Raw genomic sequence first — 12,910 nt, 5'->3', positions numbered from 1 at the left:
AATTGAAAAAGTACCTAGTTGTGTTCGTTTTACTTTTGTCAGGTCAGATATTTGCGCAGCAAAAGCCGCAATACACGCAATATATTTTTAACCAGTATTTATTAAACCCCGCCCTTTCCGGGATGGAAAATTATGTTGATTTTAAAGGTGGTTACCGGAAGCAATGGTCGGGGATAGCAGATGCGCCACAAACCTCTTTCGTTTCTGCAAACTGGGCATTAGGTGATCGCCAGTTATGGAGTAATGCGCTAACTTCTTTTCCGGAGCAAACGGGGAATCCAATGGATCGGAATTATATGCAAACCTATATGTCTTCTCCATCGCATCATGGTATGGGTGTTACAGCAGTTTTAGATAAAACTGGTCCGTTAAAGCGGCTGGATGCCAATCTAACTTATGCTTACCATATACAACTCAGTAATAATTTTAATTTATCTGCAGGTATTGCTGCAGGTATTTCAAGTATTTCTCTGGATGTTAATGCTTTAACATTTGATACGCCATATGATCCTGCACTTTCGAGAGCCTTGGTTAATCAAGTAAAACCAGACTTGAGTCTTGGCGTTTGGCTTTATGGTGCAAGGGTTTTCGCAGGTTTATCAGCGCAACAGATCTTACCTCAGAAATTAAGTTTTTCTGGAGATAATCAATACAACCAAGGGAAGGAAGTTCCCCATTTTTTTGCCACAGCGGGTTATAAATTTTTTGTTGATGATGAGGTGGCGGTGATTCCATCGGTGATGGTAAAGTACGTAAAGCCATCGCCTACTGCTATTGATTTAAACGTTAAAATGGCATTTAAAGATAAGCTCTGGCTTGGTGGCAGTTACAGGAAAAATGATTCTTTTTCTGCTTTAGCCGGATTTAATGTAGGCAAAATGGTTAACCTCACGTATTCATATGATTTTACAACATCCGAACTTAATCAGGTGAGTAATGGAAGCCATGAAATTGTTCTTGGGATATTACTAAACAATATCTACAAAGTACCTTCCTATATTAAAATGTGGTAGTGTGGTTGGTTGGTGAATTGGTTGGTTAGTTGGTTAGTTTGTGATTGGTTGTTTAGTGAATGAACATGGCTATTGGCTATATCCTCCAGACCAAACAACTAAAAAACTAGAAAACCAAAAAACTAAAAACCCAACTACAATTCTTTTCTCAACCTTGCCACCGGAATATTCATTTGCTCGCGGTATTTAGCCACTGTTCTTCTGGCGATATTGTAACCCCGTTCTTTTAGAATTTCAGTCAGCTTTTCATCCGCTAAAGGTTTGCGTTTATCTTCATTTCCGATACAATCTTCAAGAATCTTTTTAACTTCTTTATTGGATACTTCCTCACCATTTTCAGTTTGAATGGCTTCGGAGAAGAATGATTTTAGTAAATAGGTACCAAACTCTGTTTGCACGTATTTTGAATTAGCCACCCTGGATACCGTAGAAATATCCATATCAATTTTATCGGCAATATCCTTAAGAATCATCGGACGCATTTTGCGCTCATCAGCCGTCAAAAAATATTCGTACTGATAGTGCATAATGGCATTCATTGTTTTAAGCAAAGTTTGTTGCCGTTGCTTAATAGCGTCGATAAACCATTTTGCAGAATCTAATTTCTGCTTTACAAACTGCACTGCTTCTTTAAGTTTTTTATCTCTGGAGGATGCTTTATCATAATGCTCAAACATTTCCTGGTAGGAGCGACTTACCTTAAGTTCGGGTGCATTTTTAGAATTTAAGGTTAAAATCAAAATACCATCATTATTACTGATGTGAAAATCAGGAATAATTTGCATTTGTTTGGTTGTTACCTGATTGGCGTCACCTGGTTTAGGATTTAAACGAAGAATCTCGTTTACTACTTCCTTTAATTCTTCACTATCTAAACCAAGGCTTTTTTCGAGTTTATCGTAATGTTTGCGTGTAAATTCATCAAGATAATTCTCTACAACATTCATCGCTTTTACAATAATGGGATTATTAGCGTCTTTCCTTTTAAGTTGAATGAGCAAGCATTCTTTTAAATCTCTGGCGCCTATACCAGGAGGGTCAAAACTTTGAATCAGTTTAAGCATTTCCAAAACGTCTTCTTCTTCAACCATCACATTTTGCGAGAAAGCCAGATCATCAATCATAGAGCCGAGCGGACGACGTAAATAACCATCATCATCTAAACTTCCGATAATTTGCTTGCCTATAATAAAATCCTGATCAGATAGCGGAACTAAATCCAATTGCTCCTGCAAACTTTCGAAAAAAGTACTTTCTATCGCGATAGGCGTTTCTTTCTTTTCTTCATCGTCATCACCATTATTATAATTGGTGCTGTAGTCGTTGGTGCTATCATCCTGGAGGTAGTCATCCACATTAAACTCGTCCATGGTATTGTCTTCCTTTGGACCTTCAAATTCTTCAGGGCCGTCGTTCAGATCATCATATTCGCCCTTAGGCTCTTCCTGAGTCATTAAACTTGGATCTTCCAAGGCAGGGTTTTCTTCGAGTTCTTCTTTAATTCGGGTATCTAAAGCAACAGTTGGCACTTGCAACAATTTAATGAATTGAATTTGTTGGGGTGATAACTTCTGTAATAACTTTTGTTGTAGGTGTTGCTTTAGCATATTATATAATAGAATGGGCGACAAAAATAAACAAATCCTTTCAGATTTTTTATGGAATTACTTCCAAATGCCTTCGATTGCTTATTTAATTATCGCTAAACGTTTGTATTGAGTTTTATGTTTGTTACTTTAGTGATTAAATAACTAAAACAAACTTTATGGGCTTGGTAAAAGAATTCAAAGATTTTGCAGTTAAGGGGAATGTTCTCGATTTAGCTGTCGGTGTAATTATTGGTGCTGCGTTCGGGAAGATTGTAAGCTCCTTGGTTGAAGATATTATTACGCCAGCTGTGTTAGGCCCGGCATTGAAAGCAGCTGGTCTTGAAGATTTAAGTAAGTTGACTATCGCTGGTACGGCAATTAAATATGGCAATTTTTTGTCGCAAGTAATCACATTTATCATCGTTGCATTGGTGTTGTTCCTGATTATCAAGGGAGCAAATAATTTAAAGAAAAAAGAGGCCGTAGCACCATCTGCACCACCAGTGCCAACTAAAGAAGAAATTTTGTTAACAGAAATCAGGGATCTGCTAAAAGCGAAAGCATAATTTTTTTGCCCGCTCTTTGCCGCAGAGGCAAGGTACTTTGGAGCGCCAAAGTACCCAAAGTTTTCTCAATCCGGCAAGGGGCCTTTTCCCATCCTATACACATCAAAAATAAACGGTGACACTTTCTGTTGTGTTCAATACGCTTTACAGCTTTGAACCTGCTTTTGTGTACACAAAAGCACTGCGTTTTAGGTTTTTTAAGGCGGTGGGTTCTATCTTGCAACTGCTTTGATTTTCCCAGTCCTTGGGGTTTGATGGTGCTCTTCCGTAAACCTCTACTTTATAAAAGTCATTTAGCAAGACGCATAAAAAACTTGTACAGAAAATCGAGGTCTGCAAAGTAGTCAAAGCAGGGTACGGGCGATCGTAATTCTCCTCTTTCAGAGCGGTGATTGCAGACTGGGGTTTAAAAAAGGTAAATAATAATTGAACTCCGGTTAATAGCTTTTTTTGATCGTTGGGTCTGTGATAATAATATAATCGCCTAAATTGGAATACTTAATCCAATCTGGTTTTTCAAAACCCTCATCAGCGAAAGCCGAAATATTCAGGATTTTTAGTTGAGGTGAATATTGTTGAAGCTTGGCAATTGTGCCCAGTTTTTCGTCGCTATGAAACCTGCCATTTAAGTGAAGAATCTTTATGCCCTTGTTGATCTTACTAAACTTTGAAATGGACCAGGCCATGGTTGCATCCCAAAAATTTTGCGTTTGATAGACTTTCATTGTTCCCATACCATGGCCGCCAAGTAAGCCAGTAAATTTTTCATAATACCTGCCCGTGGCCGTGTCTATTGGCAATGGTGGTAAAAAACTTAATGATGTTTTTGGAAAGTTCTTCAACATTGCTAAACCATTTTTAGTTACGGCATTGCTGTATCTTGCCGCTGCATTAGCCGCAATAACCTGCAGTTTATTGGTTTTGGCATATTCAACCAAAGGTTTGTAATCATTATAATTCTCCCAGGCTCTTCCTTCTTTTATTAAGTTTTTCTCAGAAATTACATCAGCTAAATATTCGTTCAACACAGGCTGAATATCGGTATAAAACATCTCCATGCTGAGCGCCACCTGTTGAGGGTAGGCCTGGTTAATTTTTTTAAGAATTTCCGCTTCGAGCGCATGACCGATGGAATCGTTATGTTCTTCGCCGAAAAACAATACATCTGCATTTTTCATGTCTGCAACGATGTTATCAATAGAGATCTCTTTCTGTTTTTTAAAATCATAAATTTTATATTGATTGATGGTGTTCTGGGCTTTTAGGCCAATGGCAACACTCATCACTATCGCAAGAAGAAAATATTTCATGGGGCTTAAATTAGGAAATATTTTTCACCGATAAAATTTAGCTGTTCACCGCTGTTTTGCCAGTTTTTATAGAAGAGACCTATATAAGCGTATAATTTGTAAACATCTTTACTTATTAAAATACTGCAACACATGGATAATATAAATCATAATGGAAATAATCAAATCAAAAACTCGAGCAGGGTTTTGGGTGGTTTGGTTATTATACTCATCGGACTCGCTTTTTTATTAGATAACTTGAATCTTGATATTCCTAACTGGATCTTTAGCTTCTGGAGCTTGCTCATCGTAATTGGGATTTTTGTTGGCATTCACCGTAATTTCAAAGGCGTTGGATGGCTGATTTTGGTGTTGATTGGAAGTTATAATACTATTAATAGAATGAATCTTGATTTCGATTTGTCTAAGTACGCACTCGGTATAGGATTAGTCATTCTCGGTGGCTTTTTAATTTTCAGGTCAAATAGCGGAACCGGGATCAAAGTTAAGAAAAAGATGAAGGATCGGTTTAAAGACCATCAATTGAATACGGAAGAGGGCGTTGAATTTAAAGCTGCTGACAAGGGTTCTTTTGATAATGATATCATTGAAGTAACGGCAATTTTTGGAGGGAACACGCAAACGGTTTATTCTAAAAACTTCAAAGGTGGCGACATCTCTGCCGTATTTGGCGGTGCTGATATTATTATGACGCAGGCAGATTTTACAGAAACAGCCAGTCTGGATGTTACAGCAGTATTTGGTGGGGTTAAGTTAATTGTTCCGCATAACTGGGCCATAAAATCTAACGTAACCGCAATGTTTGGCAGCGTAGAAGATAAGCGCTCGCATTTAACTCCCGTAGATATGGAAAAAACTCTGATTTTAAATGGAACGGCAATGTTTGGTGGAATTGAAATTAAAAGCTTCTAACCCATTTATTATGAATTTCTATTTGTTGAAGCCCCAATAAATAGAAATTACAAACTTACCTGTTAAAAAGATTTTAATAAAATTCATTAGCTGGTAGCCAATTGAACCAAAACAAACTATACCTAAACTAAACTACTTTGACAACCAGACCACTCTCTATCCCGCAGATACAACGGATTTCGCTCAGCTTTGCTGTAGCCTGGGTATTACTGTGCGGCATTGGATTGCATTTCGTAATTAATTTTTCCTGGATAATTTCGTTTACCGATAGCATTGTAAACAATGTTTTGCTCGCTGCTGCATGTATAGGAATCAGCAATATGCTGGGTTACTATCAGCCGAAAAATGAAAGGATTTTATATGTGTTAATTGTTACCCTCGCCTTAACACTAGTTATTATTTACATCGCAAAATATGTTATGCTTTATGTCTTTGCCGACTTTAAGGAATACCAGGATTTTTATAATTTTTCTTTTGCCTTTAGAGGGTTAATTTCCTTTATGTGCCTGGGATGGTGTGCGCTGGCCAATATATTATGGTATAGATTAGAAGAACAAACTGAAACGCATGAGCGCCTTTCTGCCGCAAAAGGCTTAGCTAAAGAGGCAGAATTAAATAAATTAAGACATCAGTTACAGCCACATTTTCTTTTTAACAGTTTAAACTCCGTGTTTGCACTCACCATGATTAATCCAAAGGAAGCTGGCGTAATGATTACCAAACTGGCTTCATTTTTACGTGGTACATTGAAAAGAGATGATGAGTTATGGGTAACGGTGGAAGAAGAAATGGAATATATTCAGCTTTATCTGGATATTGAGAAAGTAAGATTTAGCCATCGGTTAAATATTGAGGTAAATGTTGCTGAAGATACCCTGAAACTTTGTTTGCCGGGTACTTTGCTACAGCCGATAGTAGAAAATGCCATTAAATTTGGTCTTTATAATACATCTGCAGGGATTACCATAAAAGTTGATGTAACATTTGAACATAATCTTCTTCTATTAAGGGTAGAAAATCCTTTCGATCCGGAAATGAAAGCTGCCGGTGGAACGGGTTTCGGATTGGGCGCAATAAAGCGCAGACTTTACCTGTTATTTGCTAACCCACATTTGTTGCAGACAGAAATTGAGGCAAATAATTTATATATTACGACCTTAAAAATCCCACAAAAAAATGATCAGAACGATTCTCATTGATGACGAACCTTTAGCCAGAGATATTGTTAAATTTTACCTGAACGATCATCCCGAAATAGAAGTTGTTGCCGAATGTTGTGATGGTTTTGAGGGGTTGAAAGCCATTACGCTACACAAACCCGACCTTATTTTTCTAGACATTCAAATGCCTAAAATAAGTGGCTTTGAAATGCTTGAACTGGTGGATGATAAACCTGCTGTGATTTTTACAACTGCGTTTGATGAATATGCCATTAAAGCTTTTGAGGTAAATGCAGTAGATTATCTTTTAAAACCAATTGATAAAGCAAGATTTGATGCCGCAATTAAAAAACTTCCTGGAAGACTAAACCAGCAAGGCAATACGGAAGCAGTATTAGATGCCGCGGCCTTAAGTCCGGCGCAGAACAATAGGGTAGTGGTGAAGAAAGATGGGGTAATTAAGATCATTCCAACGAGCGATATCAATTACCTGGAGGCTGATGATGACTACGTAAAGTTGAATACTGTAGATGGCGTTTTCTATAAGAATAAAACGATGGTTTATTTTGAGCAGACTTTAGATGCAACACAGTTTATCCGTATTCATCGTTCTTATATCATCAACCTTGCACAAGTAACTAAAATTGAATTGAAAGAGAAAGACAGCTATGTGGTTTTGTTAAAATCAGATATTTGGTTACCAGTAAGTAAAACCGGTTATATAAAACTTAAGGCTGCATTGGGGCTATAAAATTTAAAAATATTAAGATATTGAAAGAAGAACTGATAAGATTTGCAGCAAAATGGCACGAGGGGCAAAAGCGAAAATATACCTTTGAGCCTTACATAAATCATTGTATTGAAGTTGCTGAATTAGCAGAGGCTAACCATATTTCATTTGGGTATGAAATAGGCCTATTTCATGATTTATTAGAGGATACACGATGCTCAGAATCGGATCTTAGATTATTGTTATCTTCAAATTACTCCAGTTATGAGGTAGATTTTATTATAAATGGTGTTTTGGCATTAACAGATGTATATATTCCTGCCAATTTCCCCAGTTTAAATAGAGGAAAAAGGAAGGTTTTAGAAGCTGAAAGGCTAGCTGGTATATTACCAACTTACCAAAGCGTTAAATATTGTGATTTAATAAATAATACAATCTCTATTGTTGAGCGGGATCCTAGTTTCGCAGTAGCTTACTTAGCTGAAAAAAAATATATTCTAAGTCTAATGAATAAAGGTAATATCGATTTGTATAACACAGCACTTAGTATTGTTGCGTTATAAGTTGAAGATTAATTATGTGGCATATTCATTTTAGATTTGACATCTGAATTATATGAAATCTAAAAATTATACCTTATTGCTTTAAACTTTTGCCTAATCCAAATCTCTGAAAATAGCAAAGCAACACTAATGTGTTTTATTTTAATGTGAAAGTATATAGGGGAAAGTAATCCATATAATCAGATCATTAGGTCTGATTTTTCAAAAGTTTTTTTACATTTGCAATTGAATAAAAAATAAAAACTAAACACGCTTGCATTTGTAGAGAAATCACTTTATATTTGCACCTCTTAATTTTGAAATTAATAAGATAATATACAGTCATGAAAAGAACATACCAACCTTCGCAAAGAAAGAGAAGAAACAAACACGGCTTCCGCGAAAGAATGGCAACAGCTAACGGCAGACGAGTATTAGCATCACGTCGTGCTAAAGGAAGAAAAAGATTAACAGTTTCTGACGAACGCAAGCATAAAGCATAATTTTTGATTGCTTTTCCGGAACCGGAATCGGCAGAGCAAATCTGCAATTATCAATCAAAAATATATGTACACATTCAGAAAAGAAGAACGGTTATGCAGCAGAAAACATTTAGATCTGCTGTTTAAAAACGGTTCTTCTTTTTTATTATACCCATTTCGCATCTCTTATCTATTTGTTGATGTACCTGCCAGTGTTCCAGCTCAGGTAGTTATCAATGTTCCAAAGAAACGATATAAGCGGGCCGTAGATCGTAATTTACTTAAGCGCCGCATTCGCGAAGCTTATCGATTAAACAAACAGGAAGAATTTTATAATCAGCTTTCAACTAATAAAGGTTTGCTGCTTTTCTCCATCCAGTTTGTAGGGAAAAAGAAATACGAATTCATTTTTATCCAGAAAAAGTTAGTCGCTACTTTTAAGCGTTTTCAAACCCTAATTCAGCCCAATGAAATTCATCAATAAGTTTTTCGGTTGGTTTTTTTTAGGTTTGATCAGGATTTATCAATATGCCATTTCTCCAATGCTTGGGGCCAATTGCAGGTTTACACCAACTTGTTCGCAATATGGAATAGAAGCCATTCGTAAACATGGCCCGTTTAAAGGTGGTTGGATGGCTTTAAAGCGGATCGGTCGTTGCCATCCCTGGGGGAAACACGGACATGATCCGGTGCCTTAAGCAGTTTTATTGGTTTAGTTGTTTAGTATTGATGGATTTACGGACTCTTGACTTCCGACTCCAGACTTCTGACTTTAATCTCCCAACTATAATCCCCTTTTCTCTTTTACATTTAATACCTTTGCCTCATGGCTAAAATACTTCAAATAGAAACTGCTACACAGGTTTGTTCTGTTGCTTTATCAATTGATGAGAAAATTGTTGCTATAAAAGAGGAGAGCGGTCAAAACCTTCACGCCAGTAATATTACGCTTTTTATTGATGAGGTGGTGAAAGCTGCTGGATTAATTTATCAGGACATAGATGCGGTTGCGGTGAGTAAAGGGCCTGGTTCTTATACTGGCTTAAGAATAGGCGTTTCTACCGCTAAAGGTTTATGTTATGCATTAGAAAAGCCATTAATTGCCATAGAAACACTAAAAATGATGGCGGCTGGATTTCTAATTGAAAACCCGGAATATACTGGTTTAATTTGCCCGATGATTGATGCGCGAAGGATGGAAGTTTATACAGCTGTGTACAATTCATCGCTGGAAGTTATCGAGCCTACATCAGCTAAAATTATTGATGAAACCAGTTTCGCTGATTTACTTTCGCAAAACAAAATAACTTTTTTAGGGGATGGCGCCGCTAAATGCGCAGCAATACTCCATCATCCTAATGCTGGTTTTAGTGATCAGAATTTCAATGCTGCTCGTTACATGTCTGCTTTAGCCAACCAAGCCTTCAATCAAGACCATTTTGAAGATGTGGCTTACTTCGAGCCTTTTTACTTAAAAGATTTTGTAGTTACCCAATCTAAAAAGAAAGTCTGATTACTTTCTTCTGAAGACAGAAAACAGATTTTTAAAGAAGCTTCCTTCTTGCTGATCATTAATGCCCGGCATGGTATCACTAAACTGAGGATGGTTAACAATATTGCCAAATTTAATCCCTATCCCCATATAAAATGATGCGCCATTGGGGCCGCTACCCCGATCTGCCGTTGTACTGTAAAGTCCCCTTGCATAACTTACACTAGAGATAAGGTTATCTACCCCACCAAATAACTCGAAGTTTGGCGTTTGATATTTCCCTTGTAAACCAACCATGAAAATGTTATTAAAATTATAAAGCGGCGTTATGCTGGCAGCCAGGTTTCTATAGATAAAAGTATTTATAAAGGCAATGTCGCCGCCTTTGTAAAACAGATTTTTGGAAGCTACAAAACCTGGTTTATAAAAGCCGTATTGCTTGGAAGCATAAATATCGATTTTTGCGTTTGTGGCTGCAATGAATTTGCCATTTTGGCCAGTCAGGAAAATATCTCTGATACTTTGATTAATGTTGACGGATTGATCATTTAAGATAATGACTTTCGCAGGGTCCCTAATAATATTCTCCTGCGTTCCGCTTCGCCACCAGATAAATCCAAGATCCTTCACATTTGCCATCATAAATATACCATTCTTTGTAGTATAGTTGGTACCAAAACTTAACGACAAGCCAGGATTTTTAAAGGTTGGGAGAAAAGATCTTTTACTAATTTCTTCCGTATCTGTGAAATTAGCCTGATATGTACCATTCACACCAAGCAGCATTTGGCTACCGTCTGGTTCAATATAAAGGTTAGACTTTACAATATTTAGCTTATTATATAGAATTCCACTAAGTAAACTTGCCTTGAAGCCGAAGGCAAGCCGCTTATTATAGTTTTCTCTGTAGGTAAAACTAAACTGGTGATAAGACTGCTGATATCCTTTATTGTTTAATATTCCATTGGTCTGTTGTACCTGGGATAATCGGTCTAAATTGTCAAAAATCGCCAGTGTTTCATTTGTGTAGTCGATATGAGAATCTACCCTGACCTGCCAGGACAGCCCCATTTCTTTTTGATATTTATAGGACTTGAACATGCGCACTGTAGCCACATATACATTACTGTTTAAAAAAAAATGGTTAACTTCACCTGCTCCTAGTGTAAGTCTTCGAGTATCGTTTACACCTTCCTGAGTTAATTTTCTTATGGCATATTCAGACGCTCCAACATTTGCTGCATTTGCACCAAAGTTCGGTAAAAAGAAATTGGAGGAAAATTTACGTGAAGAATCCAGGGTAAAAGATTTTTGAGAAACGTTTTCAAACGCATCAAACATTGTTCTGGTTCCAAATAGTGCATATTGTTGCGCCTTAGCAAAATAGCAACCACTCAATAAAAATAAGATGAGTAAGAGTTTCTTCATTTAATTTAATTTTCTGCCCTGTTTTTATTTAACGATTACTTGATGAGTCTGGTACCTGTGGTTTTAAATATTTGTTTAGAAGCAAGTTAGTAAGAAATTTACTTTGATCAGTGCTCATTTGATAGTAAAAAGTATCGAAAGCTTTTAAGCCGCTGTCAGCCTGTAGATGTTTGTAATATTGTGATCGCATCTGGCTCCTGAAGATCTGGCCAGAACGCTTTAAATTAATATAATACCCAATATTTGAAGTGCTGGAAAGCTGGTTCATGGCATCCAGGTATTCTGGTTCCTGAATCAGCAGTTTATTGTTACGGTACCTGCTCAAAAAAGACTGTATGGTACTTGCGTTATTGGCTGCAATCAGGTAATTATCAATAATGATATAATATGGTCTAACAAAATTCTTAAGCGGCTCACCAAGATAAGAAAACAGAATGTTGGAAGATTTAAAGTGTTTAATTTCATCACTGAAATCTTCACTCACATCAAACAATAATTGTTTAACCTTTTCACCGTTGCTTAAAGATACTGCCGTTAATTTCTCCCCTGTGTTTAATTGAAACGTTACGAATTGATTTTTTAAGTATACAGGGAAGATTGCATTCAGATCTGTCCGGTAAGTACTTTTAACCTGCTTAACCAATAAACTTGTCTGATCTGTTAATTTCTTTTGCGCTTGCCAGTTTATTAATTTTTTCTGCCACGATTGATAATTATCAAAAGCGTAAATAGTATAGTTGGCAGTCTGATCGGGCAAAACATTTTGGATTTCTATCTTTTGAACCGGTATATTTTCAAAAAGTTTTAAATAATTATCAGCCGCCTTAATTTCGGTGTTGCCATTAAATAAAATCTTCTCCTTGCTAAAATTATAATTAAGGGTAGCAAAACTGTTCTGCGCATTAAATACAGCAAGTTCCCCGTTAATATTCCCTGAAATAATGTTCTTAAGTAAAAGCGGTGCCTGGTTGTAGTTAATGTACAATTGAGCCAAAACATTTTTATTCTGCAATCTTGATTCTTTGATGTAAGCGGTGAAAGGATTTTCATTAAGCCTTATTCCTGCATCTTTAATCAATTTTACCGAAGTTGATAGGGTTAAAACCTGTTGTTGAACACCAACAAAGATATTCAGGCTATCATTCACTTTAGCGCTGTAGATATTTTTTTCCTGAGCTATTGGCGTAAGAAATGGTTTAAGTTGGTTTTGAAAATTCAGTGCAGTCTGATTGGGTTTAACCTGAACAGTAAGGAGAAAGTTAAGTGTTTTATTACTATCGGGCAGTAAACTAATGTAGATTTCCTGATCCAGAATCAGGCTATTAATGGTCTTATTATTAACGAAACTTTCCTTTAGCTGTTTAAGTAAGTCGGTTTTTTCCTGTCCAATAGCTTGCTGTAAGAGGCTTTGTCCTTCAATAATTTCGTAAAAGCCTTTATCGTTCTGAAAGGCAAAAAGAAGGGCGGCATTATTGGTTGCTGACTGAAGAGCAAGATCCTTTGCATCGTTTTCAACCCCCAATTTAGAAAAGTATAAATAGGACATTAACACCACGCCCAATAATAAAACGCTTACTAAAATTATGATTTTTCTCATCTGCTGTGCAACAAATTTAATTTATTACATTGATTAGAGCGAAGTTCTTTGTCAATTTATTAATTTAGCGATTGCTTCTGGCAAAATGT

Annotated in this window: 14 protein-coding genes; 10 read left to right on the top strand and 4 right to left on the bottom strand. The window is 36.6% G+C overall.

Annotated elements, in window-relative coordinates; translation table 11 throughout:
• Positions 1 to 2: 2 nt before the first annotated feature.
• Positions 3 to 1,013 (top strand): type IX secretion system membrane protein PorP/SprF, encoded by a 1,011-nt coding sequence (locus SOM16_RS05725; RefSeq protein ID WP_320463027.1) that lies wholly within the window; start codon positions 3 to 5, stop codon positions 1,011 to 1,013.
• Positions 1,014 to 1,147: 134 nt separating this feature from the next.
• Here SOM16_RS05725 and rpoN read toward each other — a convergent pair whose 3' ends face one another.
• The gene (rpoN, locus tag SOM16_RS05720) at positions 1,148 to 2,620 is read right to left on the bottom strand and encodes an RNA polymerase factor sigma-54 (RefSeq protein WP_320463026.1); all 1,473 of its coding nucleotides are present in this window, start codon (positions 2,618 to 2,620) and stop codon (positions 1,148 to 1,150) included.
• 158 nt (positions 2,621 to 2,778) lie between these two features.
• On the opposite strand from rpoN, the gene mscL reads away from it, so the two are divergent.
• Positions 2,779 to 3,168 carry a large-conductance mechanosensitive channel protein MscL gene (gene mscL / locus SOM16_RS05715; RefSeq protein ID WP_320463025.1) on the top strand — a complete coding sequence of 130 codons (390 nt, stop codon included), beginning with the start codon at positions 2,779 to 2,781 and terminating at the stop codon, positions 3,166 to 3,168.
• Positions 3,169 to 3,605: 437 nt separating this feature from the next.
• Here mscL and SOM16_RS05710 read toward each other — a convergent pair whose 3' ends face one another.
• The gene (locus SOM16_RS05710) at positions 3,606 to 4,478 is read right to left on the bottom strand and encodes a ChaN family lipoprotein (RefSeq protein WP_320463024.1); all 873 of its coding nucleotides are present in this window, start codon (positions 4,476 to 4,478) and stop codon (positions 3,606 to 3,608) included.
• 132 nt (positions 4,479 to 4,610) lie between these two features.
• On the opposite strand from SOM16_RS05710, the gene SOM16_RS05705 reads away from it, so the two are divergent.
• From SOM16_RS05705 to tsaB, 8 genes are all read left to right on the top strand, one after another.
• Positions 4,611 to 5,390, top strand: a complete 780-nt coding sequence (locus SOM16_RS05705) for a LiaF transmembrane domain-containing protein (protein WP_320463023.1) — start codon at positions 4,611 to 4,613, stop codon at positions 5,388 to 5,390.
• A 137-nt stretch (positions 5,391 to 5,527) separates the two neighbouring features.
• Positions 5,528 to 6,589: a sensor histidine kinase gene (locus SOM16_RS05700; RefSeq protein ID WP_320463022.1), complete on the top strand. Its 1,062-nt coding sequence runs from the start codon at positions 5,528 to 5,530 to the stop codon at positions 6,587 to 6,589.
• On the top strand, positions 6,567 to 7,301 hold the full coding sequence (locus SOM16_RS05695; RefSeq protein ID WP_320463021.1) for a LytR/AlgR family response regulator transcription factor: 735 nt from the start codon (positions 6,567 to 6,569) through the stop codon (positions 7,299 to 7,301). Before SOM16_RS05700 ends, SOM16_RS05695 begins: the two co-directional genes overlap by 23 nt.
• Before the next feature lie 20 nt (positions 7,302 to 7,321).
• Complete coding sequence (locus tag SOM16_RS05690; RefSeq protein WP_320463020.1) at positions 7,322 to 7,843, top strand: hypothetical protein; 522 nt, start codon at positions 7,322 to 7,324, stop codon at positions 7,841 to 7,843.
• Positions 7,844 to 8,166: 323 nt separating this feature from the next.
• Entirely contained in the window at positions 8,167 to 8,325 is a 159-nt protein-coding gene (gene rpmH, locus SOM16_RS05685; protein WP_010601723.1) for a 50S ribosomal protein L34, read from the top strand.
• A 64-nt stretch (positions 8,326 to 8,389) separates the two neighbouring features.
• Positions 8,390 to 8,788: a ribonuclease P protein component gene (locus tag SOM16_RS05680; protein WP_320463019.1), complete on the top strand. Its 399-nt coding sequence runs from the start codon at positions 8,390 to 8,392 to the stop codon at positions 8,786 to 8,788.
• Positions 8,772 to 9,002 carry a membrane protein insertion efficiency factor YidD gene (yidD, locus tag SOM16_RS05675; protein WP_320463018.1) on the top strand — a complete coding sequence of 77 codons (231 nt, stop codon included), beginning with the start codon at positions 8,772 to 8,774 and terminating at the stop codon, positions 9,000 to 9,002. The genes SOM16_RS05680 and yidD overlap by 17 nt, the downstream gene beginning before the upstream one ends.
• Positions 9,003 to 9,130: 128 nt before the next feature.
• A complete protein-coding gene (gene tsaB, locus SOM16_RS05670; protein ID WP_320463017.1) occupies positions 9,131 to 9,817 on the top strand; it encodes a tRNA (adenosine(37)-N6)-threonylcarbamoyltransferase complex dimerization subunit type 1 TsaB in 687 nt (228 codons plus the stop codon).
• Here the strand turns inward: tsaB and SOM16_RS05665 are convergent, their stop codons facing one another.
• Both SOM16_RS05665 and SOM16_RS05660 read right to left on the bottom strand, forming a co-directional pair.
• Complete coding sequence (locus SOM16_RS05665) at positions 9,818 to 11,224, bottom strand: DUF5723 family protein (protein WP_320463016.1); 1,407 nt, start codon at positions 11,222 to 11,224, stop codon at positions 9,818 to 9,820. It lies immediately after the preceding gene.
• A gap of 28 nt (positions 11,225 to 11,252) precedes the next feature.
• Positions 11,253 to 12,821, bottom strand: coding sequence for a hypothetical protein (locus tag SOM16_RS05660; RefSeq protein WP_320463015.1), 1,569 nt, complete (start codon positions 12,819 to 12,821; stop codon positions 11,253 to 11,255).
• Positions 12,822 to 12,910 lie beyond the last annotated feature (89 nt).

It is taken from the genome of Pedobacter sp. CFBP9032 (assembly GCF_034045265.1).
GTDB lineage: Bacteria > Bacteroidota > Bacteroidia > Sphingobacteriales > Sphingobacteriaceae > Pedobacter.
This window is presented reverse-complemented; position numbering and strand designations above follow the sequence as displayed.

Coding starts and splice junctions, on each gene's coding strand:
- SOM16_RS05665 (WP_320463016.1), bottom strand. CDS start 11,224: ATGAAGAAACTCTTACTCATCTTATTTTTATTGAGTGGTTGCTATTTT.
- yidD (WP_320463018.1), top strand. CDS start 8,772: ATGAAATTCATCAATAAGTTTTTCGGTTGGTTTTTTTTAGGTTTGATC.
- SOM16_RS05680 (WP_320463019.1), top strand. CDS start 8,390: ATGTACACATTCAGAAAAGAAGAACGGTTATGCAGCAGAAAACATTTA.
- mscL (WP_320463025.1), top strand. CDS start 2,779: ATGGGCTTGGTAAAAGAATTCAAAGATTTTGCAGTTAAGGGGAATGTT.
- SOM16_RS05705 (WP_320463023.1), top strand. CDS start 4,611: ATGGATAATATAAATCATAATGGAAATAATCAAATCAAAAACTCGAGC.
- SOM16_RS05695 (WP_320463021.1), top strand. CDS start 6,567: ATGATCAGAACGATTCTCATTGATGACGAACCTTTAGCCAGAGATATT.
- SOM16_RS05660 (WP_320463015.1), bottom strand. CDS start 12,821: ATGAGAAAAATCATAATTTTAGTAAGCGTTTTATTATTGGGCGTGGTG.
- tsaB (WP_320463017.1), top strand. CDS start 9,131: ATGGCTAAAATACTTCAAATAGAAACTGCTACACAGGTTTGTTCTGTT.
- SOM16_RS05710 (WP_320463024.1), bottom strand. CDS start 4,478: ATGAAATATTTTCTTCTTGCGATAGTGATGAGTGTTGCCATTGGCCTA.
- rpoN (WP_320463026.1), bottom strand. CDS start 2,620: ATGCTAAAGCAACACCTACAACAAAAGTTATTACAGAAGTTATCACCC.
- rpmH (WP_010601723.1), top strand. CDS start 8,167: ATGAAAAGAACATACCAACCTTCGCAAAGAAAGAGAAGAAACAAACAC.